This window comes from Phenylobacterium sp. (assembly GCF_036563385.1).
Classification (GTDB): Bacteria; Pseudomonadota; Alphaproteobacteria; order Caulobacterales; family Caulobacteraceae; genus Phenylobacterium.
In genome coordinates this window covers 439,152-461,472 of record NZ_DATCML010000015.1, presented here as the reverse complement: position 1 = coordinate 461,472, position 22,321 = coordinate 439,152, and the positions used below count along the sequence as shown (strand labels likewise).

Below are 22,321 nucleotides of genomic sequence, written 5' to 3'. Positions count from 1 at the left end.
CTTAGTCCCCGCAAGCAGGTGACAGGCGGGCCGGCTTGGCTTAACCGCCCGCGCCAGTGGACGAAAGTGAGGCCAAATGACCGCTCCGACGCCGTTGATCGCCGGGAACTGGAAGATGAACGGGACCTCTGCGTCCCTGGGCGAGGCGCGGGCGATCGCCGAGGGCGTGGGCGCCTGCCCCGGCCGGGTGGCGATCTGCCCGCCGTCGATCCTGATCCACCGGATGGCCGAGGCGCTGTCCGGCTCGAAGGTGCTGGTCGGCGGCCAGGACGCCCACTGGGATGACGCGGGCGCCTTCACCGGCGACGTGTCGGCCGAGATGCTGGCGGACGCCGGCGCGCAGCTGGTGATCCTCGGCCACTCCGAGCGGCGCGAGGGCTATCGCGAGACGGACGAGATCGTGGCCAACAAGGCGCGCGCGGCCCTGCGCTCCGGATTGGAGCCGATCGTGTGCGTCGGCGAGACGCTTGAGCAGCGCAAGGCGGGCCAGGCGCTGGAGGTGGTCACCGGCCAGGTGCGCGGCTCCCTCCCGGCCGAGCTGGCGGGGGTGGCGTTCTCGGTGGCCTACGAGCCGGTGTGGGCGATCGGCACCGGGCTTACGCCCACCACGCCGGAGATCGAGGAGGTCCACCGGGCGATCCGCGCCACTCTCGTCGAACAGTTCGGCGACCACGGGGCGACGGTCCCGATCCTCTACGGCGGCTCGGTGAAGCCGGGGAACGCGGCGGAGATCCTCAAGGCCGACGAGGTCGGCGGGGCGCTGGTCGGCGGCGCGTCGCTGAAAGCCAGCGACTTCCTGGCGATCGTCCAGGCGTTGTGAGCGGCGCTCCTTCCTTTCCCACGAAGTGTCCCGCTGGCGTGGGAAGGGAAGCGGAAGACGTTGGCTAGAGCAGCAGCCCGAAGAGGCGGCAATCGCGGCGGTCGCCGTCCTTGAGGATGTGGCCGCGGAGCAGGCCTTCCTCCTTGAAGCCCAGCTTGTGGAGCAGGTTCTCGGAGCGCCGGTTGCCCAGGTGGGTGCGGGCGGCGAGCTTGCGCAGGCCGCTCAGCGCCGCATAGGCGGTGACCGTGCGCATGGCCTCGAGCGCATAGCCGCGGCCCCAGGCGTCGCGGCCCAGGATGAAGGCCACCTCGGCGCGACGGTGGCGGCGGTCGATCTCGGTGAGGTCGCAGGCGCCGACGAACTCGCCGTTCTCCAGAGTGCGCACCACCCAGTGGATGGCGCGGCCCGCCTCCATCGCCTCCACCTGCGCGCGGACCATCTCGGCGATCACGTCGGGATCGTCGATCTCGGGCCAGTCCCAGTAGGCCATCACCTCGGGATCGTCGACGATGCCGAAGATCAGCGCGGCGTCGGCCGCGGTGAGCGGCTCGAGGCGCAGGCGCTCGGTCTCCAGGATCGGGAGGCGTTTCAGGTCGAGAATCATTCTTGCCAAGGGGCTGCGACGTCCTAGGTATGGCTTTGGCCAAAGCTCGGTGATAGAGCGCGCCCTTCATTTCGGGGCGGTGTGGCCGCCTGAACGCACCGGACGCCCAGAAGCTCGCACATGCTGCTCACCATCCTCCTGGTCATCGAGATCCTCGTCAGCCTCGGCCTCGTGGGCGTGGTGCTGCTGCAGCGGTCGGAAGGCGGCGCGCTGGGCATGGGCGGCGGGCCGTCGGGCTTCATGACGGCGCGCGGCGCGGGCGACCTGCTCACCCGCACCACCTGGATCCTGGGCATCTCCTTCTTCGTGATCGCGCTGCTGCTGACCATCCTGGCCGGCCGCGAGCGGGGCGCCTCGTCGGTGGTCGACCGGCTGAAGGTGAACGCGATCGATCCCGACAGCCTGAACCTCCCGTCTCAGCAGGCCCCGGCAGGCGCGCCGGCGCCCGGCCTGCCGGCGACCAGCCAGCCCGCGCCGATCACCGCGCCGGCGCCGACCGTGCGCAATCCGCTGCTGGGCGAGCCCGCGGCGCCCGCCGCCGGCCTGCCGGCCGCCCCGGCCCCCGCGCCCCAGCAGTAACAGTGGACGAATCGCAACGCCGACCGAGTCGCAGACGCGAATCACGGCTAATCTGAACGCCCATGGCCCGGTACATCTTCATCACCGGCGGCGTGGTCTCTTCCCTTGGTAAAGGTCTCGCGTCCGCCGCCCTCGGCGCGCTCCTCCAGGCACGTGGCTACAAGGTCCGCCTCCGTAAGCTCGACCCGTATCTGAACGTCGACCCCGGCACGATGTCGCCCTACCAGCACGGTGAGGTGTTCGTGACGGACGATGGCGCGGAGACCGACCTCGACCTTGGTCACTACGAGCGGTTCACCGGCGTCAACGCGACCCGCGCCGACAACATCACGACCGGGCAGATCTACAAGACGATCATCGAGAAGGAGCGGCGCGGGGACTACCTCGGCGCGACGGTCCAGGTGATCCCGCACGTCACCGGCGAGATCAAGGATTTCGTCCTGTCGGATCCGGGCGAGGGCGTCGACTTCGTGCTGATCGAGGTGGGCGGCACGGTGGGCGACATTGAGGGCCTGCCGTTCTTCGAGGCGATCCGCCAGCTCGGCCAGGAGCTGCCGCGAGGGCACGCCTGCTACATCCACCTGACGCTCCTGCCGTACATCAAGACGGCGGGCGAGATGAAGACCAAGCCGACCCAGCACTCGGTGAAGGAGCTGCGCTCGATCGGCATCCAGCCCGACATCCTGCTGTGCCGGACCGAGCAGCCGATCCCCGAGGGCGAGCGGCGCAAGATCGCCCAGTTCTGCAATGTGCGGCCGAGCGCGGTCATCCAGGCGATGGACAGCGCCAACATCTACGCCGTGCCGCTGGACTACCACGCCCAGGGGCTGGACACCGAGGTGCTGGACGTCTTCGGCCTGCGCGACACCGCGCCTGCGCCAGACCTGACCCGCTGGCAGCAGATCTCGCACACGCTCAGCCATCCGGACGGCGAGGTGAACATCGCCATCGTCGGCAAGTACACGGGCCTGACCGACGCGTACAAATCCCTGGTCGAGGCGCTGATCCACGGCGGGGTGGCCAACAATGTGCGGGTCCGGTTCGACTGGATCGAGGGCGAGGCCTTCGAGAAGGACGAGGACCTGATCGGCGAGCGGCTGACCGGCGTCCATGGGGTGCTGGTCCCGGGCGCGTTCGGCGAGCGCGGCTCGGAGGGGATGATCCGGGCGGTGAAGTTCGCCCGCGAGCACGACATCCCCTACTTCGGCATCTGCTTCGGCATGCAGATGGCGATGATCGAGGCGGCGCGGAACCTGGCCGGCATCAAGCAGGCCTCCTCCACCGAGTTCGGCCCCACCTCCGAGCCCATCGTGGGCCTGATGACCGAGTGGGTGCGCGGCAACGAGAAGGAGACCCGCCAGGCGGGCGGCGAGCTCGGCGGCACCATGCGCTGCGGGGCCTATGACGCGGTGCTCGCGCCGGGATCCAAGGTGTCGGAGATCTATGGCGGGAACGCCATCTCCGAGCGCCACCGGCATCGCTACGAGGTGAACATCGCCTACCGCCAGCGGATCGAGGACACCGGGCTGAAGTTCACCGGGCTCTCGCCGGACGGCGTGCTGCCGGAGATCTGCGAGCGGGCGGACCACCCGTGGTTCGTCGGCGTGCAGTACCACCCGGAGCTGAAGAGCCGGCCCTTCGACCCGCACCCGCTGTTCGCCAGCTTCATCGGGGCGGCCAAGGAACGGAGCCGGCTGGTTTAGGCCGCCACCGGATCGCTCGCTGCGACCGCCGACCTGCGCGCCGCCCGCGCGATTGCCCGACCGCGCAGCCAGATGGCGAGCGGGATCAGGCTGTAGATGCTGGGCGGAAGCCAGGGGGCGGCGCGCAGCGGCAGCAGGGCGACCGCCATCGAGACGAGCCCGGTCCCGGCGCAGATCAGCCAGGCGTCCCGCCAGGAGCGGCCCTCGTCGCGCAGGTCCGGGGTCGGCGCCAGCCGTACGGAGCAGGCGAACAGAGCCGCCACCAGCCCGGACAGCACCGCGAAACCCAGGCCGTAGATCTGGTAGAGCGAGGCGAGGTCCCCGAGGCCGTCGATCAGCTCGCGTCCGGGCAGCCGGCCGAGGCTGAGCCAGTGGAACAGCGCCTGCATCAGGAACCGCAGCGGGTAGACGTAGACGAGCACTGTGAAGACCACGGCCAGGCTCAGCAGGGTCGTCGAGGCGTCGCGCACGGGCGTGACGCGGCCGAACGCGCGATGAGAGCTCCAGAAGAGCACGATCAGGACGAAGGCCGCGGCGGATGAAGGCAGGTTGAGCAGCGCCGCGCGCAGATCGGCCAGATCGCGTGGCGGCTCGGCCCCGGTGATCAGCAGGAGGGTGACGGCGAAGCCGAAGGCGGCGTCCACGAACTGGTCCAGGCGCTTGCGGGAGTCTTCGTCGGCCATGCCGGCGTTATGGCTCCGACTGGACGGCTTGGCTATGGTCCGCCGGATGCTGACGCCCCACGACATCCGCCGGATCGCGCTCGCCTTGCCCGAGGCCTACGAGGAGCCGCACTTCGAGAAGGCCTCGTTCCGGGTGGCCAAGAAGATCTTCTGCACGCTGCACGCCGACCAGCCGCGGATCATGCTGAAGCTGGACCCGGAGGATCAGCACAACCTATCGGATGGTGATGCGATCCAGCCGGTGCCGGGCCACTGGGGCCGCAACGGCGCGACGTTCGTCTACTATGAGCGGCTCGCGCCGGAGCGGTTGCCGGGGCTGATGCGGCTGGCCTGGGCAAGCGTGGCGCCGAAGCGCCTGGTGAAGGCGGCAAGCCCCGCTTGAAACGCGGGCGGGTTTCATGCATAAGCCCGCGCTCACGTCGGCGGCCCTCACCGGCCGCCGCTTCCATTTCCCACGCCTGCGAGATTCTCCCATGGCCGTTCCCAAGCGAAAAACATCGCCGTCCCGGCGCAACATGCGGCGCTCGCACCACGCGCTCGGCCCGAACTCCTTCGTCGAAGACAAGGAAACCGGCGAACTGAAGCGCCCGCACCACGTCGACCTGAAGACCGGCATGTACAAGGGCCGCCAGGTCCTGACGCCGAAGGAAGACTAAGCGCTTCTACAGAGCCTGGCTCTGATCGGGACGCCGGCCGCAAGGCCGGCGTTTTTGATTCGTGCGGTTGCGGGAGGCGGGAAGAACCACGGAAGACACGGAAGACACGGAATTGGCGTGGGCTGGCCAAGCTTCGCGAGGGCGGGCATGTCACAGCGCCCGCTTGCAGCGGGCAAGGCGCAGGCTGCCGGCGTCCGTGTCTTCCGTGTCTTCCGTGGTTCCGTCCGCGGCCCTTTGAGAGGGTTTCCTACTGCCCCCGGCCGCGGGCCTGGACGGCGGCGCGGCGTTGCTCGACCATCTCGGGGGTGACGGCGGCGTTGTGGGCGACCGAGCGGTCGTGCTCGAGGGCCAGGCCGTCGGCGAGGGTGCGTTCGTAGCCGTCGTCGATCATCGCCTTGTAGGTCAGCAGCATGTCCGTCTCGATGCTGGCCATCTCGTGGGCGAGCTTCAGCGCCGCGGGCATCAGCTCGGCGGGCTCGACCACGCGGTTGACGAGGCCCCAGTCGTAGGCGGTCTTCGCGTCCAGGAAGTTGCCGCTCAGCGACAGCTCCTTGGCCCGGTAGGGGCCGATCACCCGCGACAGCTTCTGGGAAAGCCCCCAGCCGGGCGTGATGCCGACTCGGGCGTGGGTATCGGCGAAGCGCGCATTGGTGGAGCAGAGCAGCACGTCGCAGGCGAGGGCCACCTCGAACCCGCCGGTGATCGCCACGCCGTTGATCGCCCCGATGATGGGCTTCTTCGTGGCGAGCAGGGCGCGGGCCGGGTTCTCGGCGGGATCCACAGCGTTGGCGGCCCCCATGCCCAACGGATCGGTCCCGAGCTCCTTGAGGTCGAGGCCGGCGGTGAAGGCCCGTTCGCCCGCGCCGGTGAGCACGATGACCTTGATGGCGTCGTCGCGGTCGAGCTCGACCATGGCCTGCTGCAGGGCGGCCCGCAGCGCCTTCGACAGCGCGTTCATCGCTTCGGGCCGATTGAGCGTTACGACGGCGACGGGGCCGTCCTTCTCGACGAGCAGCATGACCCATCCTCCCTGGTGCGCGGACCAGAGCCGGCCGCCGCGGGGTGAAGTCAAGTTGCCCTTGCCCGGGAAGGTGGCTAAGCCACCCCGCGCCCCCCGAAACCTGCGCAAGAGGACAAAATGACCGAGATCGTCGACATCAACGCCCGCGAGATCCTGGACAGCCGCGGCAACCCGACGGTCGAGGTGGACGTGGTCCTCGAGGATGGCTCCATGGGCCGCGCGGCGGTGCCGTCGGGCGCCTCCACCGGCGCCCACGAGGCTGTGGAGAAGCGCGACGGCGAGAAGGGCCGCTACGGCGGCAAGGGCGTGCGCCAGGCGGTGGAAGCCGTGAACGGCGAGATCTACGACGCGCTGGCCGGCATGGACGCCGAGGACCAGCGGCGCATCGACCGCACCCTCATCGAGCTGGACGGGACGGCCAACAAGAGCCGCCTGGGCGCTAACGCCATCCTGGGCGTCAGCCTGGCGACCGCCAAGGCGGCGGCCAGCTCGGCGGCCCTGCCGCTCTACAAGTACGTGGGCGGCGTGTCGGCTCGGGTGCTGCCGGTGCCGATGATGAACATCATCAACGGCGGGGCGCACGCCGACAATCCGATCGACATCCAGGAATTCATGATCCTGCCCACCGGCGCTGAGAACTTCGCGGAAGGCCTGCGCATGGGCGCGGAGATCTTCCACGGCCTGAAGAAGGCGCTGCACGACGCCGGCCACAACACCAACGTCGGCGACGAGGGCGGCTTTGCGCCGAACCTGTCGAGCGCCGAGGATGCGCTGGCCTTCATCGTCAAGGCCGGCGAGGCGGTGGGCTACAAGGTGGGCGACGACTTCGTGCTGGGCCTCGACGTGGCCTCGACCGAGTTCTTCAAGGGCGGCAAGTACGTCATGGAGGGCGAAGGCAAGACGGTCGATCCCGCCGGCATGGTCGACTACCTCGCCGGCCTGGTGTCCAAGTTCCCGATCGTTACCATCGAGGACGGCTGCGCCGAGGACGACTTCGAAGGCTGGGGCCTGCTGACCGAGCGCCTTGGAAAGCAGGTGCAGCTGGTGGGCGACGACCTGTTCGTGACCAACCCGGCGCGGCTGTCGCAGGGCATCGAGAAGGGCCTGGCCAACTCGATCCTCGTGAAGGTCAACCAGATCGGCACGCTGTCGGAGACCCTGGACGCCGTCGATATGGCCCACCGGGCGGCCTATACGGCGGTGATGAGCCACCGCTCGGGCGAGACCGAGGACTCGACCATCGCGGACCTCGCCGTCGCCACCAACTGCGGGCAGATCAAGACCGGCTCGCTGGCGCGCTCGGACCGGACGGCCAAGTACAACCAGCTGCTGCGCATCGAGGAGGAGCTGGGCGACCAGGCGATCTACCTTGGGCGCAAGGCGCTGAAGGTGGGGTGAGCCCGCAAGATAACGGTCGTCATGGCCGGGCTTGTCCCGGCCACCCATGATCTCCGCGTCGGGCGACTGGCCGAGGCGGCGACGCTGGCGCACTCTCCGCGTCGCCGCCATCATGGGTCCCCGGGACAAGCCCGGGGATGACGAACATGGGGGGCGCGGACGCGGCGAGCGGCCGATGGTTAGCGGCCTATTAAGCATGCGGGGCGATTCTGCGGGCCCGAGCCTAGGGATTCGCCGTGTTCGCCCGCTTCCGCCCGTACCTGCCCACCGCAGCGCTGGCCTTCCTGATCTTCTACTTCGGCTTCCACGCCTTCACCGGCGAGGGCGGACTGCTGCAGTCGGACAAGCGGGACGCCGCCCTGGTGGCCAAGACGCAGGAGCTGGAGCGGCTGCGCGACCAGAGGCAGGACCTGGAGATGCGCGCCCAACTGATGCGCGACACCAGCCTTTCGCGCGACCTGCTCGAGGAAAGGGCGCGCTCCCTGCTAGGCTTCGCCGATCCAAGAGACTATGTGATCCGCGTGAAGCCCTAGGGCCGCCTCGGCGGTTCTGACAAAAAGGGCGCATAGCTAGATCACGGAGAGACGCATGGCGCGTGGGCAGGCTGCCGCCGGACGGCAGAAGGCCAACGGCTCCCAATCCCAGGGCGACGGGGTAGGGGCCTCCAAGGAAGAGCTTCTCGGGTTTTACCGCGACATGCTGCTCATCCGCCGCTTCGAGGAGCGGGCGGGCCAGCTGTACGGCATGGGCCTGATCGGCGGGTTCTGCCACCTCTACATCGGCCAGGAGGCCATCGCCGTGGGCGTCCAGGCGGTGAAGCAGCCGGGCGACGAGGTGATCACCGGCTATCGGGACCACGGCCACATGCTGGCCTGCGGCATGGACCCGCGCGAGGTGATGGCCGAGCTGACCGGCCGGGCCGGGGGTTCGTCCCGCGGCAAGGGCGGCTCGATGCACATGTTCTCGACCGAGGCCGACTTCTACGGCGGCCATGGCATCGTGGGCGCCCAGGTGAGCCTGGGCACGGGCCTGGCGCTGTCGAACAAGTACCGCGACAACGGCAAGGTCAGCTGGACCTACTTCGGCGACGGCGCGGCGAACCAGGGCCAGGTCTACGAAAGCTTCAACATGGCCGAGCTGTGGAAGCTCCCGGTGATCTACATCATCGAGAACAACCAGTACGCCATGGGCACCTCCATCGAGCGCTCCTCGTCGGAGACCCACCTGCACCGGCGCGGCGCCTCGTTCCGCATCCCGGGCGAGGAGGTGGACGGCATGGACGTGCTGGCGGTGCGCGCGGCCGCGGCCAAGGCCGCCGAGCACGCCCGGTCCGGCCAGGGGCCCTACATCCTGGAGATGAAGACCTACCGCTACCGCGGCCACTCCATGAGCGACCCGGCCAAGTACCGGACGCGGGAGGAGGTCGACGAGGTCCGCAAGACCCGCGACCCGATCGACCATGTGGAAGAGCTGCTGGAGAGCCTGGGCTACGCCGACGAGGCGGCGCTCAAGGCCATTGACGCCGAGGTGAAGCGCATCGTCGCCGACGCCGCCGAGTTCGCCCGCACCTCGCCCGAGCCCGATCCGTCCGAACTGTACACCGACGTCTATACGGAAGCGCGCGCATGACCGACGTCCTGATGCCGGCCCTGTCGCCCACGATGGAAGAGGGCACCCTCGCCAAGTGGCACGTGAAGGTGGGCGACACCGTCCGCTCCGGCGACGTGATCGCCGAGATCGAGACCGACAAGGCCACCATGGAGGTGGAGGCGGTCGACGAGGGCGTCGTCGAGGCCATCCTGGTGCCGGAAGGCTCCGAAGAGGTGAAGGTGAACACCCCGATCGCCCGGCTCGCGGGCGAGGGGGCGTCCACGAACGGCGGCGGAAACGCTGGCGCTTCGGCGAATGACACCGGTGGCAACGGCGAAGGCGAAGCCTCGGCAGGCGACCCTGAGAAGAAGCCGCCGGAAGCCGCCAAGCCGCAGCCCGAAGGCGAAGGGCCCGCCGCGGTGATGCCCGACGAGCCGCTGAAGGATCCCGAGCTGCCGGCGGGCGTCAGCCTGGTGAAGACCACGGTCCGCGACGCGCTGCGCGACGCCATGGCCGAGGAGATGCGCCGCGACGAGACGGTCTTCCTGATGGGCGAGGAGGTCGCGCAGTACCAGGGCGCCTACAAGGTGAGCCGCGGCCTGCTGGACGAATTCGGCGAGCGCCGCGTGATCGACACCCCGATCACCGAGTACGGCTTCGCGGGCGTGGGCGTCGGCGCGGCCATGGCGGGCCTGAAGCCGATCGTCGAGTTCATGACCTTCAACTTCGCCATGCAGGCGATCGACCACATCATCAACTCGGCGGCCAAGACGCTCTACATGTCGGGCGGCCAGCTGAGGACCTCGATCGTGTTCCGCGGGCCGAACGGGGCGGCGGCGCGCGTGGCGGCCCAACACAGCCAGGACTATGCCGCGTGGTACGGCCACGTGCCCGGCCTGAAGGTGATCGCCCCCTACGATGCGGCCGACGCCAAGGGCCTGCTCAAGGCCGCCATCCGCGACCCGAACCCGGTGGTCTTCCTGGAGCACGAGATGCTCTACGGCCAGGAGTTCGATGTGCCGGAGGGGATCGACTGGGTCGTGCCGATCGGCAAGGCCAAGGTCCGCCGGGAGGGCTCGGGCGTCACCATCGTGGCCTACAGCCGGATGGTCGGCCTGGCGCTGAAGGCGGCCGAGGATCTGGCGGCGGACGGGATCGAGGCGGAGGTCATCGACCTGCGCACCATCCGGCCGATGGACATCCCCACCGTCGTGGAGAGCGTGAAGAAGACCAACCGGCTGGTGACGGTCGAGGAAGGCTGGGGCCCGATGGGCGTCGGCGCCGAGATCTGCGCGCGGGTGCTGGAGGAGGCGTTCGACTACCTCGACGCGCCGCCGGCCCGGGTCTGCCAGGAAGACGTGCCGCTGCCGTACGCCGCCAACCTGGAGGCCCTGTCGCTGCCGTCGGTCGAGAAGATCGTGAAGGCGGCGAAGGCGGTCTCGTACAAATGAGCCCGCAGCCCTCCACCGCTCTTCCCGGCGAAAGCCGGGATCCAGGCCGCCTCGATGCGGCTCGAGCGGTGGCCAACCTGGCGTCAGCTTGGGCCCCGGCTTTCGCCGGGGTGAGCGGAATTTGGGGTGCGAGGAGGCTGTGACGGTGTCTGACAGTCCCTTCACCTGGCGCGCTGGCGGCTGTCACTGCGGGGGCGTGCGGTTCGAGGTGGCGCTGGGGCCGGTGGTCGAGGCGCAGACCTGCAACTGCTCCATGTGCGCCAAGACCGGCTTCGTGCACGTGATCGTGCCGGAGAGCCGGTTCCGGATCACCAGGGGCGCCGAGCGGCTGGCCGAGTACACCTTCAACACCCGGGTGGCGAAGCACCTGTTCTGCGCCGAGTGCGGGGTGAAGAGCTTCTACCGGCCGCGGTCGAACCCGGACGGCTGGAGCGTCAACGCCCGGTGCCTGGACAGCCTGGAGGGGGTGAACCTCGACCTCACCGCCTTCGACGGCCAGAACTGGGAGGCCAACGCCCACGAGCTCGGCCATCTGTCCAAGGAGCCGGCATGACCCAGCTGGCCGGAGACTGCCACTGCGGCGCGATCCGCGTGATCCTGGACACCCAGCGTACGGCGGCGGAGCTGCCCCTGCGCGCCTGCGGCTGCGAGTTCTGCCGCCGGCAGAACGCCCAGTACACGAGCGACGCCGGCGGCCACGCCCACTTCGAGGCGGCGCCGGGATCGATCACCCGCTACCGGTTCGGCCACGAGAGCAGCGACTTCTTGGTCTGCGCCGAGTGCGGGACCTTCGTGGGCGCGGTGAGCGAGACCGACGGCGGCCTGCTGGCGGTGATCAACGTCCGCGGCGTGGACCTGCCGGGGTTCGAGGGCCGCACCCCCGAGCCGATGACCTATGACGACGAGGCTCCGGCCGAGCGGAGCGCGCGCCGCGCCGGCCGCTGGACGCCGGCGGTCCTCGTCGAAGCCCAATCCACCGTCTGAGAGAGCCGATGCCCATCGACGTCCTCATGCCCGCCCTGTCGCCCACCATGGAGGAGGGCACGCTTGCCAAGTGGCACGTGAAGAAGGGTGACGCCGTCCGCTCCGGCGACGTGATCGCCGAGATCGAGACCGACAAGGCCACCATGGAGGTGGAGGCCGTGGACGAGGGCGTCGTGGAGGACATCCTCGTGCCCGAGGGTACGGAGGGCGTGAAGGTGAACAGCCCCATCGCCCGCCTGGCCGGAGAGGGCGAGGCCGCCACCCCGGCCGCGGAGGCGCCGAAGGCCGCCGCGGCGCCCGCCCCGGACGCGGGCACGGACTCGGCCCGCGCCAGCCGCGAGCAGGCCACCGACCCGGTGCAGAAGGGCGCGCCCGCTGCGCCGGCCCCGAAGCCTGCGCCCGAGCCGCAGAAGGCCGCCGCCTTCCAGGCGCCGCGCGGCCCGCGGATCTTCGCCTCGCCGCTGGCGCGCCGGATCGCCGAGCAGAAGGGGATTGACCTTTCCGCCGTGCAGGGCTCGGGCCCGCACGGCCGGATCGTGAAAGTGGACGTGGAGAAGGCGCAGCCAGGCTCGGCGGGAGCCCCGCAGGCCAAGGCGCCGGCCACGGCCCCAACGAGCGCTCCGGCCGCGGCCGCCCCGCGGCAGGCGCAGTCGCTGGAGCAGATGGGGATCGCGGCGGGCAGCTACGACCTCGTGCCGCTGGACGGGATGCGCAAGACGGTGGCCCGGCGGATGACCGAGAGCTTCCGCGACGTGCCGCACTTCCCGCTGAACATCGACCTGGAGATCGACGGCCTGCTGGCGGCGCGGGCGAAGATCAACGGCCTGCTCGAGAAGGAAGGCGTGAAGGTCAGCGTCAACGACCTGGTGATCAAGGCCGCGGCGATCGCCCTGAAGCGGGTGCCGGAGGCGAACGCGTCCTACACGCCGGAAGGCATCGCCATGCACCACCACGCCGACATCGCCATGGCGGTCGCCGTGCCCGGCGGGCTGATCACCCCGATCATCCGCCAGGCGGAGCTGAAGGGGCTGGCGCAGATCGCCACCGAGGCCAAGGACCTGGCGGAACGGGCCCGCACCAAGAAGCTGAAGCCAGAGGAGTTCCAGGGCGGCACCTTCTCGGTGTCCAACCTGGGCATGTTCGGCATCAAGTCGTTCGCCTCGATCATCAACGAGCCGCAGGGCTGCATCCTGTCGGTGGGCGCGGGCGAGAAGCGGCCGGTGGCGCGCGGCGACCAGCTGGCGGTGGCCACCGTGATGAGCGTCACCCTGACCTGCGATCACCGGGTGGTGGACGGGGCGGTGGGCGCCCGCTGGCTGGCGGCCTTCAAGGCGCTGATCGAAGACCCGATCACCATGATCGTCTGAGGCGCCATGGCCACAATCTACGATTTCGAGGCCGAGACGCTGGACGGCCGGCCAGCCCCGCTGTCGGCCTACCGCGGGCAGGTGGTGCTGGTCGTCAACACCGCCAGCAAGTGCGGTTTCACCCGCCAGTACGAGGGGCTGGAGGCGCTCTACCGCAAATACCGCGACCGGGGCCTGGTGGTGCTGGGCTTCCCCTGCAACCAGTTCGGCCAGCAGGAGCCGGGCGACGCCGCGGAGATCGCCAGCTTCTGCTCGCTGACATACGACGTGGACTTCCCGATGATGCGGAAGATCGACGTGAACGGACCCAAGGCGCACCCGCTCTACGTCTACCTGAAGGGGGCGAAGAAGGGCCTCTTCGGCACCGAGGGGGTGAAGTGGAACTTCACCAAGTTCCTGGTCGGCCGCGACGGCCAGGTGGCGGGACGGTTCGCGCCCACCGTTGAACCCAAGGCGCTGGAAGGCGCGATCGAGGCTTTGCTCTGATGGCAGATTTCGACGTTGTGGTGATTGGCTCCGGGCCGGGCGGCTATGTGACCGCGATCCGGGCCTCGCAGCTGGGGATGAAGACCGCCATCGTCGAGCGCGCCGAGCTGGGCGGCATCTGCCTGAACTGGGGGTGCATCCCGACCAAGGCGCTGCTGAAGTCGGGCGAGGTCTACGAAACCCTGGACCACCTGGCCGACTACGGCCTGTCCGTTGAGAAGCGGGGCTTCGACTTCGACAAGGTGGTGCAGCGCTCGCGCAAGGTGTCGGCGCAGCTGAACCAGGGCGTCGCCTTCCTGATGAAGAAGCACAAGATCGAGGTGATCGCCGGGACGGCGAAGCTCGAGAAGGGCGACCCTGCGCCCAAGGTGGTGGTGGCGCTGAACGGCGGCGGCTCGCGCACGGTGCAGGCCAAGCACGTGATCCTGGCCACCGGCGCCCGGGCCCGCACCATCCCCGCCGTCGGGCTGGAGCCGGACGGCGAGCGCGTGTGGACCTACCGCGAAGCGCTGGTCCCGAAGTCGGCGCCGAAGCGGCTCATCGTCATCGGTTCGGGCGCCATCGGTATCGAATTTGCCAGCTTCTTCAGAGCCCTGGGGTCGGAAGTTACGGTGATCGAGGCCCTGCCGCGCATCCTGCCGGTGGAGGACGAGGAGGTCTCGAAGGCGGCGCAAAAGGCCTTCGAGAAGCGCGGCATCCAGTTCCGCATCGGCGCGAGCGTGAAGAAGCTGACGAAGGCGGCGCAGGGCGTCGCTATCGAGATCGAGGCCGGCGGCAAGGGGGAGACGCTGCAGGGCGATGTCGCCATCGTGGCCATCGGCATTGTTGGCAACGTCGAGGACCTGGGCCTCGAAGCCCTGGGCGTGAAGGTCGACCGGACGCACGTGGTCACTGACGAACACGGCGCGACCGGCGTGCCGGGGCTCTACGCCATCGGCGACGTGGCCGGGCCGCCCTGGCTGGCGCACAAGGCGAGCCACGAGGGCGTGCATTGCATTGAGCACATCGCCGGGCTGAAGCCGGCGAACCTGACCTCGCCGATCCCGGGCTGCACCTATTCGAACCCGCAGATCGCGTCAGTCGGCCTGACCGAGACGCAGGCGAAGGAGAAGGGGATCGAGGTCAAGGTGGGCCGCTTCCCGTTCCGGGTGAACGGCAAGGCCATCGCGTCCGGCGAGACCGAGGGCTTCGTGAAGACGGTGTTCGACGGCAAGACCGGCGCGCTGATCGGGGCGCACCTGATCGGGGCCGAGGTCACCGAGATGATCCAGGGCTATGTGATCGCCATGACGCTCGAGGCCACCGAGGCCGAGCTGCACGCCACGGTGTTCCCGCACCCGACGATGAGCGAGGCCATGCACGAGTCGGCGCTCGACGCCTTCGGCCAGGTCCTGCACATCTGACGGCTGACAAGGGCGGAGGCCCAGCGCAGCAGGTTTCGAACCACGAACCACACGAACCACACGAACGGACGCGACCTTGGCCCGCTGATCACAGCTGGCGCACGTTACGGCCTTGCGCGCTTCCAGCGGGCGAGTCTTGCCTAGCCTGAGCTAGGCCTCCGCACGACAGCCGCAGCGCGTTCGTGTGGTTCGTGTGGTTCGTGGTCCCTTCCTACGCCGCCCGGCGAATTTCGGCGTCGACGATGCGCTGGAGGGCGACGTAGTCGGTCTTGCCGGTGCCGAGGACCGGGATCTCCGGCACGCGGATGATCTTGCGCGGGACGGCGATCTCGGGCGCGCCGACTGCGTGGGCGTGGGCCAGGAGGGGCTCGGGAGCGGCGTCGCGCTTGTCGGTGACCAGGACGAGGCGCTCGCCCTTCTTGGGATCGGGCAGGGCGACGACGGCGTGGCGGCACTCGGGCCAGACCGCGGCCGCCAGGTCCTCGGCGGCGGTCAGCGAGACCATCTCCCCGCCCACCTTGGCGAAGCGCTTCACCCGGCCGAGGATCTTGATCCAGTTGTCGTCGGAGATGGAGACCACGTCCCCGGTGTCGTGCCAGCCGCCCGCCGGGGGCTCGATCTCGCCGCCGGGCTTCAGGTAGCCCGCCATGACGTTCGGTCCACGGACATAGAGCTTGCCGCCGCCGGGGATGCCTTCGACGGGCTCCAGCCTGGTCTCGACGCCCGGCAGCAGGCCGCCCACAGTGCCGCGGCGGTTGTCCTCAGGCTTGTTGACCGCGATGACCGGCGAAGCCTCCGTGGCCCCGTAGCCCTCGAGCAGAGGGATCGGGCCGAAGCGCTCGGCGATCAGGTTGTGGGTCTCCTCGCGCACCTTCTCGGCGCCGCAGACCACGAACTTCAGGCCCGAGAGCTCGCCCGGCTGGGCGGCGCGGGCGTACTGGTTGATGAAGGTGTCGGTGGCGAAGAGCACGGCCGCGCCGGAGTCCTTCACCAGCGGCGGGATCTGCTTGATGTGCAGGGGCGAGGGGTACTGGAAGGCCTTCAGGCCGGTGAGCAAAGGCAGCAGCACCCCGCCCGTCAGGCCAAAGACGTGGAAGATCGGCAGGGGATTGAAGAAGACCCAGTTTGGGTCCAGCGCGATGTGGGCGGCGATCTGGCGACAGTTGGCGACGAGGTTCGCCTGGGTCAGCACCACGCCGCGCGGCGCACCGAAGCTGCCGGAGGTGAACAGGATGACGCCGGGGTCCTCGGGGCTGGTCTCGGTGCGGAACTGCTTGGGCAGAGCCCCCGCGGCGGCGGCGAACAGCTTGTCGGCCAGGCCGATCTTCTCGCGCACCTCTTCGAGGTAGGTGATCTCGGTGCGGCCCTCGAGCGCGTCGATCAGGTCGTGCAGCTTGCCCTGCTCGACGAAGCGGTGGGAGGTCAGCACGCGCTTGACGCCCGCCAGCTCGCAGGCGGCCTTCAGGTTCCGGATGCCAGACGTGAAGTTCAGCATGGTGGGCGTGCGGCCAAAGGCGTGGAGGGCGAAGAAGGTGACCACCCCGCCGGCGCTCGCCGGCAGCATCACCCCGACCCGCTCGCGGGGCTCTGTCATGGCGGCGATCTTGCGCCCGAGCGCAAAGGCCGCGCGGATCAGGTCACGGTAGGTGAGGGGGTTCCGCTCCTGGTCCTCCAGGATCGGCTTCTTGGCGCCGGTTGTCTGGCTCGCCTCGATCAGGGCGTCAAAGAGCGAGGTCTTGGTGCTTTGGACGTCGAAGGTACGCGACAAGGGCGTACGCCTCCCGGGCTGTTCTCGTTGGCGCGCAACCTATAGCCGCGCCGGCGCCCTGAAAAGGTCGGCAACAATCCGTGAGATCCACCGCGGCCAATCGCGAGCTTGATCCGGCGGCCCGGACGGCCGATCTAGGGCCTATGGCCGTGGTCATCGACACCCTGGACGGCAAGCGTCCGCGTCACCCCGAGAAGCAGAACCGTCCGGAGACGCCGATCCTGCGAAAACCCGAGTGGCTGCGCGTCCGCGCGCCGGGTTCGGCGGGCTACAACGCCACGCGCTCGATCGTGAAGGACAACGGCCTCGTCACCGTCTGCGAGGAGGCGGCCTGCCCAAACATCGGCGAGTGCTGGTCCAAGAACCACGCCACCATGATGATCATGGGCGAGGTCTGCACGCGGGCCTGCGCCTTCTGCAACGTGACGACCGGCAAGCCGAACCCGCTGGATCCCACCGAGCCCGCCCGCGTGGCCGAGGCGGTGGCCAAGATGGGCCTGGCGCACGTGGTGATCACCTCGGTGGACCGCGATGACCTGGCGGACGGCGGCGCGGCGCACTTCGCCGCCGTGGTCCGCGCGATCCGGGCGGCGTCGCCCACCACCACGATCGAGATCCTGACGCCGGACTTCCTGCGCAAGCCGACGAGCGCCGCCGAACTGGTGATCGACGCCAAGCCCGACGTCTTCAACCACAACCTGGAGACCGTGCCGCGGCTCTACCTCTCGATCCGGCCAGGCGCCCGCTACTACCACTCGCTGCGCCTGCTGGAGCGCGTGAAGGAGCGCGACCCGACCCAGTTCACCAAGTCGGGCGTCATGGTCGGGCTGGGGGAGACGAAGGAGGAGGTGATGCAGGTCATGGACGACATGCGCTCGGCCGGCGTCGACTTCATCACCATCGGCCAGTACCTGCAGCCGACGCGGCGCCATGCCGCCATCGACCGGTTCGTCCACCCCGACGAGTTCAGGGCGCTCGAGGAGATCGCCCGAGCCAAGGGCTTCCTGATGGTTTCGGCCAGCCCGCTCACGCGCTCGTCGCACCACGCCGGCGAGGACTTCGCGCGGCTGCAGGCGGCGCGCCTGGCGCGCGAGAGCGCGGCCTGAGGCCGGCGGCATGCGCCACCACGTCTCCAAGGTCCTGCCCTATACGCCCGACCAGCTGCTGGCGCTCGTGGGCGACGTGGACCGCTACCCCGAGTTCGTCCCGTGGCTGACCCACATGCGGACTTGGAACGCGCGGCGGCTCAGTGACGGGGTCGACGCGGTGGACGCCGAGGCCAAGGTGGGGTTCGCCTTCCTCAAGGAGCGGTTCGCGACCCGCGTGCGCCGCGACGCGGCGGCCCGGCAGATCGACGTCAGCCTGCTCTCGGGGCCGTTCAAGAAGCTGGAGAACCGCTGGCGCTTCCTGGACGCCGGCCACGGTTGCACGCGGATCGAGTTCGACATCGACTTCCAGTTCAAGTCCCGCCTGCTGGAGGGCCTGCTGACCGCGAACTTCGCCACGGCGGTGCAGAAGCTGATGAGCTGTTTCGAGGCGAGGGCTCGGAGCCTCTACGGCGAGCCTGAGCAGCCCGCAGCGCCTGCGCCGGCGGCGTAAGTCCCCCATCATCCGCTCAGCCTGGCGAAAGCCGGGGCCCGAGCTCAGGCGCCCGGGAGGTTGGCGGGTCGATCACCACGTCCGCTTGGGTCCCGGCTTTCGCCGGGATGAGCGGAGTGAAAGCGGCGGTCCCTCAGCTCATCCGGTCGCGGAGCGCCTGGAGGGCGGACTGGACGGCGGCCAGCTGGATGCCCTCGCGGGTCTCCTCCTCGAACAGCTCCTGACGGTGCATCAGGCCGTGGTTGGTGCGCGCCGTAGCGATGTGGACGGTGCCGACCGGCTTCATGGGCGTGCCACCGCCCGGCCCGGCGATGCCGGTGATGGCGACCGCCAGGTGGGCGTGCGAGGCCTCGAGCGCGCCCTCGGCCATCATCCGGGCGACCGGCTCGGACACCGCGCCGAGGTCGGCGATCAGGTCGCCGGGCACGCCGAGGATCTCCTGCTTGGCGCGGTTCGTGTAGGTCACGAATCCGCGCTCGAAGACGTCGGAAGCCCCCGGGATCGAGCAGATCGCGCCGGCCACCAGGCCGCCGGTGCAGCTCTCGGCGGTGACGATGCGCAGCGACCGCTGGCGGGCCTCGTCGATGAGCAGCCGGGCCAGGGTCACGACTTCAAGGGGAAACATCGGCGCCGGCCTCGCGAAATAGGGGTGGCTTGATAACGAAGCCTGACCACAACATCGGGGCAGACACCGATTCAAGGCTGAAAGCGACCATGAGCACGATCGCGGCCCACAAGTCCGGCCTCCGACCGCCCCCGGCGCTGTTCGCCGTGACGGTGTTCTCCAGCGCCGCCTTGGTGTTCCTGGTGCAGCCGATGGTGGCCAAGCTGGTCCTGCCCCTGCTGGGCGGCAGTCCGTCGGTCTGGAACACCAGCATGGCCTTCTTCCAGATCGCCTTGCTGGCGGGCTACGGCTACGCCCACGTGCTGCAGAGGGCCGGCAGCGTCGGGCGCCAGGCGATGATCCATGGTGCGGCTTTGTTGCTGGCGGCCCTGGCGCTGCCGCTCCGGGTCAACGAACTGGTCGGCGCGCCGTCGTCGGACCACCCGAACCTGTGGCTGCTGGGCGTGCTGGCGGTCTCGATCGGGGCGCCGTTCGCGGTGCTCTCCGCCACCGCGCCGCTGGTGCAGGCCTGGCACGCCCGAACGATCGGGGCGGAGGAGGGCAAGGAGCCCTATGTCCTCTACGCGGCCAGCAACCTGGGAAGCCTGCTGGCGCTGCTGGCCTATCCGCTGGTGGTGGAGCCGGCCTTCACGGTCTACGGCCAGCGGATCGGCTGGAGCGTGGCCTATGGCGCCTTCGTCCTGCTGATGGCGGGCCTCGCCCTGGTGGTCGCCCGGGCGGGCGACCACGCCCCGCAGGTGGCCGACGTGCGCAAGGCGGTGCCGCTGGCTTGGCGGCAGCGGCTGGCCTGGGTGGCCCTGGCCGCCCTGCCGTCCAGCCTGATGCTGGGGGTGACCACCCACATCACCACGGACGTGGCCTCGGCGCCGTTCCTCTGGGTGATCCCGCTGGCGCTCTATCTCGTCACCTTCATCATCGCGTTCCAGGAGAAGCCGGCGATCCCGCTGGACCTGACGCTGATCCTGCAGGCGGCGGCTCTGGCCGGCTGCGCAGCCCTGTTGCCGTTCCGCACGACGAACCTGCTCATCCAGCTGTTCGTGCACCTGGTCGCCTTCTTCCTGACGGCCCTGATGTGCCACCAGCGGCTGGTGGCGCGCCGGCCCGACCCGGCGCACCTGACCGAGTTCTACCTGTGGCTCTCGGTGGGCGGCGTGGTGGGCGGCGCCTTCAACGCCTTCGTGGCGCCGGTGATCTTCGACAACGTCTGGGAATATCCCCTGGTGCTGGCCCTGGCGGCGCTTGCCAGGCCCTGGGGCGGCACGAAGATTGAGCCCTGGAGCTGGGCGATGCTGATCCTGGGCGTGGGCTCGGCGGTCGCCGCGCCGATCCTGATGACCTTCGTGGGGTCGACACTGGGAAGCCGCTCGGTCGTGGGCGACTTCAGCCAGTCGGATTTCCTCGAGCTGGGCGTCCGCGCCCTGATGTGCGCGGCGGTGATCTCGGCCTTCCTGGTGCGCAGGCACGCGCTGTTCATGTTCGCCATCGTCGCCGTGCTGTCCGTCGGGGCAGACGCCGCAGCCGAGCGGGCGGACACCACCAAGACCTGGCGCAGCTTCTTCGGGGTGATGAGCCTGTCGAAGACCAGCGCCGCGGCGCGTGGCGGCGAGATCCGCATGCTCGCCCACGGCACCACCCTGCACGGCGCCCAGGCCGTGCACCCGTACTGGGCCTGCCAGCCGATGGTCTACTACACGGTGGGCACGCCGATCGGGCAGGTGTTCATCCGCCAGCAGGAGCAGAGGCCAGCGACGCGCATCGGCGCGGTGGGCCTGGGCACCGGCTCGGTCGCGGCCTACGTCCGGCCGGGCGACCGCCTGACCTTCTTCGAGATCGATCCCCTGGTGGTCCGCATCTCCACCGACCCGGAGAACTTCACCTACACCACGCGCTGCGCCCGCGGCCCGATCGACTATGTGCTGGGCGACGCCCGTCTGACGGTGGCAAAGCAGCCGGACGCCAGCTTCGACATCCTGCTGATCGACGCCTTCTCGTCCGACGCCGTGCCGGCCCACCTGCTGACCGTGGAGGCGGTGCGCGGGTACCTGGCCAAGCTGAAGCCGGACGGCGTGCTGATCCTGCACCTGTCCAACCGCAACCTCGAACTGCTGGGCCCGGCGCAGGCGGTGGTGAAGGCGGCGGGCGGCTATGGCTTTCTGCAGAAGCGGCGGGTGATCAACGCCGGCGACGCCTTCTGGGAGGCCGACGAGGACGCCCTCGTTGTTGGGCGCACGCCCCAGGCCGTCGCCGCCTACGGCGCCGACCCGCGCTGGCTGGCGCTGGACCCGACCCAGGCCCGCCCATGGACCGACGACTACACCAACCTGCCGGGCGCGCTGTGGCGCAAGCTGGGCGAGCGGTACGCCTGGTGGCCGGGGTGAACCCTGTCGAGCGTCATCCGCCGCCTAGAGCGGCGTCTCGACGGCGACGACCGCCTGGGCCATGAGGCCCTCCTCGCGACCGGTGAAGCCCATGCCCTCCGTGGTCGTGGCCTTCACGCTGACGCGGTGCACGGGGATCTCCAGGAGCTCGGCGATGCGCGCGCGCATCGCGTCCCGGTGCGGGCGGATCTTGGGCCGCTCACAGATCAAGGTCAGGTCTGCGTTGACGATGCGGCCGCCCTGGGCCCGCGCCAGCTTCACCGCGTGGATCAGGAACTGGTCGGACGACGCGCCCTTCCAGCGGGGATCGGACGGAGGGAAGTGCTCGCCGATATCGCCCGCCCCAATCGCGCCGAGCACGGCGTCGGTGAGGGCGTGCAGGCCGCAGTCGGCGTCGGAGTGGCCGACCAGGCCGACATCGTGCTCGATGCGGATGCCGCCCAGCCAGACGACCTCACCCGGCCCGAAGCGGTGGGCGTCGATGCCCTGGCCCATGCGCACGATCCGGCGCGAGGAGGCCAGCTGCTCCGCCATGAGGAAGTCCTCAGGGTAGGTCAGCTTCATCAGCATCGGGTCGCCGGGGACCATGGCCACGTGGCCGCCGGCCCGCTCCACCACGGCCGCATCGTCGGTGGGCTCCTCGCCCGCCGGCCAGCGGCGGTAGGCGGCCTTCAGCCGGCCGGCCTTGAAGGCCTGTGGGGTCTGGGCGCGCCAGAGGCCATCGCGCGGCACCGTCTCGTCGATCAGGCCCTCGCCGCGCTTCAGGGTGTCGGGGACGGGCAGGGCCGGGACGGCGCCGTCGGCGAGGTCGAGCGCCGCCAGCAGCCGATCCACATGCTCGCGGGTCACGAAGGGACGGGCCGCGTCATGGATCAGCACGGGCTGGTAGCGGCCGGCGGTGACGGCGGCCAGGCCCGCCTGGACGGAGTCCGCCCGGGTCTTTCCCCCGGTGACCGCCTTCCAGTTCTCGAGCCCGGTGAGCGCCTCGTCCACCGCGCCCAGGCGATCGCGCGCCACCACGACCACGACTTCCCGCGCTCCGGCGGCGAGGAGGCCCTCCACCGACCAGCGGATAACCGGCCGGGAGCCGAGCATGCGCCAGGCCTTGGGCTCTCCCGGCCCCGCCCGCAAACCCGCCCCCGCCGCGACGACAACCGCGGAAAAACTCATGCCGACTTCTTTAGGGCGCGCGTGAAACTTGTCCAC

23 protein-coding genes are annotated in these 22,321 nt (G+C 69.8%); 17 read left to right on the top strand and 6 right to left on the bottom strand.

What is annotated here, in order from left to right; genetic code table 11:
* The first annotated feature begins 76 nt into the window (after positions 1-76).
* Entirely contained in the window at positions 77-820 is a 744-nt protein-coding gene (gene tpiA, locus VIL67_RS17315; RefSeq protein ID WP_332050152.1) for a triose-phosphate isomerase, read from the top strand.
* A 64-nt stretch (positions 821-884) separates the two neighbouring features.
* Here the strand turns inward: tpiA and VIL67_RS17310 are convergent, their stop codons facing one another.
* Positions 885-1,424: a GNAT family N-acetyltransferase gene (locus VIL67_RS17310; RefSeq protein ID WP_332050151.1), complete on the bottom strand. Its 540-nt coding sequence runs from the start codon at positions 1,422-1,424 to the stop codon at positions 885-887.
* 120 nt (positions 1,425-1,544) lie between these two features.
* Here VIL67_RS17310 and secG point away from each other — a divergent pair, with 120 nt between their 5' ends.
* Together secG and VIL67_RS17300 are read left to right on the top strand one after the other, a co-directional pair.
* Positions 1,545-2,003, top strand: a complete 459-nt coding sequence (gene secG / locus VIL67_RS17305) for a preprotein translocase subunit SecG (protein WP_332050150.1) — start codon at positions 1,545-1,547, stop codon at positions 2,001-2,003.
* Between the two features lie 62 nt (positions 2,004-2,065).
* Positions 2,066-3,706: a CTP synthase gene (locus VIL67_RS17300; RefSeq protein WP_332050149.1), complete on the top strand. Its 1,641-nt coding sequence runs from the start codon at positions 2,066-2,068 to the stop codon at positions 3,704-3,706.
* Here VIL67_RS17300 and VIL67_RS17295 read toward each other — a convergent pair.
* On the bottom strand, positions 3,703-4,389 hold the full coding sequence (locus tag VIL67_RS17295; protein ID WP_332050148.1) for a TMEM175 family protein: 687 nt from the start codon (positions 4,387-4,389) through the stop codon (positions 3,703-3,705). The genes VIL67_RS17300 and VIL67_RS17295 overlap by 4 nt on opposite strands.
* Between VIL67_RS17295 and VIL67_RS17290 the strand changes: the two genes are divergently transcribed.
* Both VIL67_RS17290 and rpmF read left to right on the top strand, forming a co-directional pair.
* A complete protein-coding gene (locus tag VIL67_RS17290) occupies positions 4,388-4,771 on the top strand; it encodes an MmcQ/YjbR family DNA-binding protein (protein ID WP_332050147.1) in 384 nt (127 codons plus the stop codon). The two genes, VIL67_RS17295 and VIL67_RS17290, sit on opposite strands and share 2 nt — an antisense overlap.
* A gap of 91 nt (positions 4,772-4,862) precedes the next feature.
* Positions 4,863-5,045, top strand: coding sequence for a 50S ribosomal protein L32 (gene rpmF / locus VIL67_RS17285; RefSeq protein WP_257818058.1), 183 nt, complete (start codon positions 4,863-4,865; stop codon positions 5,043-5,045).
* A gap of 247 nt (positions 5,046-5,292) precedes the next feature.
* Here rpmF and VIL67_RS17280 read toward each other — a convergent pair whose 3' ends face one another.
* On the bottom strand, positions 5,293-6,063 hold the full coding sequence (locus VIL67_RS17280) for an enoyl-CoA hydratase (RefSeq protein WP_332050146.1): 771 nt from the start codon (positions 6,061-6,063) through the stop codon (positions 5,293-5,295).
* 120 nt (positions 6,064-6,183) lie between these two features.
* Between VIL67_RS17280 and eno the strand changes: the two genes are divergently transcribed.
* The 9 genes from eno (at position 6,184) to lpdA (ending at position 14,745) form a co-directional block, all read left to right on the top strand.
* Complete coding sequence (gene eno / locus VIL67_RS17275; protein ID WP_332050145.1) at positions 6,184-7,464, top strand: phosphopyruvate hydratase; 1,281 nt, start codon at positions 6,184-6,186, stop codon at positions 7,462-7,464.
* Between the two features lie 236 nt (positions 7,465-7,700).
* Complete coding sequence (locus tag VIL67_RS17270; protein ID WP_332050144.1) at positions 7,701-7,997, top strand: FtsB family cell division protein; 297 nt, start codon at positions 7,701-7,703, stop codon at positions 7,995-7,997.
* Positions 7,998-8,052: 55 nt separating this feature from the next.
* Positions 8,053-9,093 carry a pyruvate dehydrogenase (acetyl-transferring) E1 component subunit alpha gene (gene pdhA, locus VIL67_RS17265; protein ID WP_332050143.1) on the top strand — a complete coding sequence of 347 codons (1,041 nt, stop codon included), beginning with the start codon at positions 8,053-8,055 and terminating at the stop codon, positions 9,091-9,093.
* A complete protein-coding gene (locus VIL67_RS17260; RefSeq protein ID WP_332050142.1) occupies positions 9,090-10,505 on the top strand; it encodes a pyruvate dehydrogenase complex E1 component subunit beta in 1,416 nt (471 codons plus the stop codon). Before pdhA ends, VIL67_RS17260 begins: the two co-directional genes overlap by 4 nt.
* 145 nt (positions 10,506-10,650) lie before the next feature.
* Positions 10,651-11,058, top strand: a complete 408-nt coding sequence (locus tag VIL67_RS17255) for a GFA family protein (RefSeq protein WP_332050141.1) — start codon at positions 10,651-10,653, stop codon at positions 11,056-11,058.
* Positions 11,055-11,489 (top strand): GFA family protein, encoded by a 435-nt coding sequence (locus VIL67_RS17250; RefSeq protein ID WP_332050140.1) that lies wholly within the window; start codon positions 11,055-11,057, stop codon positions 11,487-11,489. The genes VIL67_RS17255 and VIL67_RS17250 overlap by 4 nt, the downstream gene beginning before the upstream one ends.
* Positions 11,490-11,497: 8 nt before the next feature.
* Complete coding sequence (locus VIL67_RS17245; RefSeq protein WP_332050139.1) at positions 11,498-12,856, top strand: pyruvate dehydrogenase complex dihydrolipoamide acetyltransferase; 1,359 nt, start codon at positions 11,498-11,500, stop codon at positions 12,854-12,856.
* A 6-nt stretch (positions 12,857-12,862) separates the two neighbouring features.
* Positions 12,863-13,342, top strand: a complete 480-nt coding sequence (locus VIL67_RS17240; protein ID WP_332050138.1) for a glutathione peroxidase — start codon at positions 12,863-12,865, stop codon at positions 13,340-13,342.
* Positions 13,339-14,745: a dihydrolipoyl dehydrogenase gene (gene lpdA, locus VIL67_RS17235; RefSeq protein ID WP_332050214.1), complete on the top strand. Its 1,407-nt coding sequence runs from the start codon at positions 13,339-13,341 to the stop codon at positions 14,743-14,745. The genes VIL67_RS17240 and lpdA overlap by 4 nt, the downstream gene beginning before the upstream one ends.
* Positions 14,746-14,956: 211 nt before the next feature.
* On the opposite strand, the gene VIL67_RS17230 is transcribed toward lpdA, so the two are convergent.
* Positions 14,957-16,513, bottom strand: coding sequence for an AMP-binding protein (locus VIL67_RS17230; protein WP_332050137.1), 1,557 nt, complete (start codon positions 16,511-16,513; stop codon positions 14,957-14,959).
* A gap of 143 nt (positions 16,514-16,656) precedes the next feature.
* Here VIL67_RS17230 and lipA point away from each other — a divergent pair, with 143 nt between their 5' ends.
* Together lipA and VIL67_RS17220 are read left to right on the top strand one after the other, a co-directional pair.
* Positions 16,657-17,619 (top strand): lipoyl synthase, encoded by a 963-nt coding sequence (lipA, locus tag VIL67_RS17225; RefSeq protein WP_332050213.1) that lies wholly within the window; start codon positions 16,657-16,659, stop codon positions 17,617-17,619.
* 10 nt (positions 17,620-17,629) lie between these two features.
* On the top strand, positions 17,630-18,112 hold the full coding sequence (locus tag VIL67_RS17220) for a type II toxin-antitoxin system RatA family toxin (protein WP_332050136.1): 483 nt from the start codon (positions 17,630-17,632) through the stop codon (positions 18,110-18,112).
* A 133-nt stretch (positions 18,113-18,245) separates the two neighbouring features.
* On the opposite strand, the gene VIL67_RS17215 is transcribed toward VIL67_RS17220, so the two are convergent.
* Entirely contained in the window at positions 18,246-18,737 is a 492-nt protein-coding gene (locus VIL67_RS17215; RefSeq protein ID WP_332050135.1) for a CinA family protein, read from the bottom strand.
* 89 nt (positions 18,738-18,826) lie between these two features.
* Between VIL67_RS17215 and VIL67_RS17210 the strand changes: the two genes are divergently transcribed.
* Entirely contained in the window at positions 18,827-21,115 is a 2,289-nt protein-coding gene (locus VIL67_RS17210) for a spermidine synthase (protein WP_332050134.1), read from the top strand.
* A 24-nt stretch (positions 21,116-21,139) separates the two neighbouring features.
* Here VIL67_RS17210 and VIL67_RS17205 read toward each other — a convergent pair whose 3' ends face one another.
* On the bottom strand, positions 21,140-22,285 hold the full coding sequence (locus tag VIL67_RS17205; protein ID WP_332050133.1) for a bifunctional 2-C-methyl-D-erythritol 4-phosphate cytidylyltransferase/2-C-methyl-D-erythritol 2,4-cyclodiphosphate synthase: 1,146 nt from the start codon (positions 22,283-22,285) through the stop codon (positions 21,140-21,142).
* Positions 22,286-22,321 lie beyond the last annotated feature (36 nt).

Bases quoted from the DNA above. Each gene is read 5' to 3' on its own strand.
- VIL67_RS17295 (WP_332050148.1), bottom strand. From the start codon at position 4,389: ATGGCCGACGAAGACTCCCGCAAGCGCCTGGACCAGTTCGTGGACGCC.
- VIL67_RS17280 (WP_332050146.1), bottom strand. From the start codon at position 6,063: ATGCTGCTCGTCGAGAAGGACGGCCCCGTCGCCGTCGTAACGCTCAAT.
- pdhA (WP_332050143.1), top strand. From the start codon at position 8,053: ATGGCGCGTGGGCAGGCTGCCGCCGGACGGCAGAAGGCCAACGGCTCC.
- VIL67_RS17260 (WP_332050142.1), top strand. From the start codon at position 9,090: ATGACCGACGTCCTGATGCCGGCCCTGTCGCCCACGATGGAAGAGGGC.
- lipA (WP_332050213.1), top strand. From the start codon at position 16,657: ATGGCCGTGGTCATCGACACCCTGGACGGCAAGCGTCCGCGTCACCCC.
- VIL67_RS17215 (WP_332050135.1), bottom strand. From the start codon at position 18,737: ATGTTTCCCCTTGAAGTCGTGACCCTGGCCCGGCTGCTCATCGACGAG.
- VIL67_RS17240 (WP_332050138.1), top strand. From the start codon at position 12,863: ATGGCCACAATCTACGATTTCGAGGCCGAGACGCTGGACGGCCGGCCA.
- VIL67_RS17250 (WP_332050140.1), top strand. From the start codon at position 11,055: ATGACCCAGCTGGCCGGAGACTGCCACTGCGGCGCGATCCGCGTGATC.
- eno (WP_332050145.1), top strand. From the start codon at position 6,184: ATGACCGAGATCGTCGACATCAACGCCCGCGAGATCCTGGACAGCCGC.
- VIL67_RS17220 (WP_332050136.1), top strand. From the start codon at position 17,630: ATGCGCCACCACGTCTCCAAGGTCCTGCCCTATACGCCCGACCAGCTG.
- VIL67_RS17290 (WP_332050147.1), top strand. From the start codon at position 4,388: ATGCCGGCGTTATGGCTCCGACTGGACGGCTTGGCTATGGTCCGCCGG.
- VIL67_RS17310 (WP_332050151.1), bottom strand. From the start codon at position 1,424: ATGATTCTCGACCTGAAACGCCTCCCGATCCTGGAGACCGAGCGCCTG.
- VIL67_RS17300 (WP_332050149.1), top strand. From the start codon at position 2,066: ATGGCCCGGTACATCTTCATCACCGGCGGCGTGGTCTCTTCCCTTGGT.
- secG (WP_332050150.1), top strand. From the start codon at position 1,545: ATGCTGCTCACCATCCTCCTGGTCATCGAGATCCTCGTCAGCCTCGGC.
- VIL67_RS17245 (WP_332050139.1), top strand. From the start codon at position 11,498: ATGCCCATCGACGTCCTCATGCCCGCCCTGTCGCCCACCATGGAGGAG.
- VIL67_RS17205 (WP_332050133.1), bottom strand. From the start codon at position 22,285: ATGAGTTTTTCCGCGGTTGTCGTCGCGGCGGGGGCGGGTTTGCGGGCG.
- VIL67_RS17210 (WP_332050134.1), top strand. From the start codon at position 18,827: ATGAGCACGATCGCGGCCCACAAGTCCGGCCTCCGACCGCCCCCGGCG.
- tpiA (WP_332050152.1), top strand. From the start codon at position 77: ATGACCGCTCCGACGCCGTTGATCGCCGGGAACTGGAAGATGAACGGG.
- rpmF (WP_257818058.1), top strand. From the start codon at position 4,863: ATGGCCGTTCCCAAGCGAAAAACATCGCCGTCCCGGCGCAACATGCGG.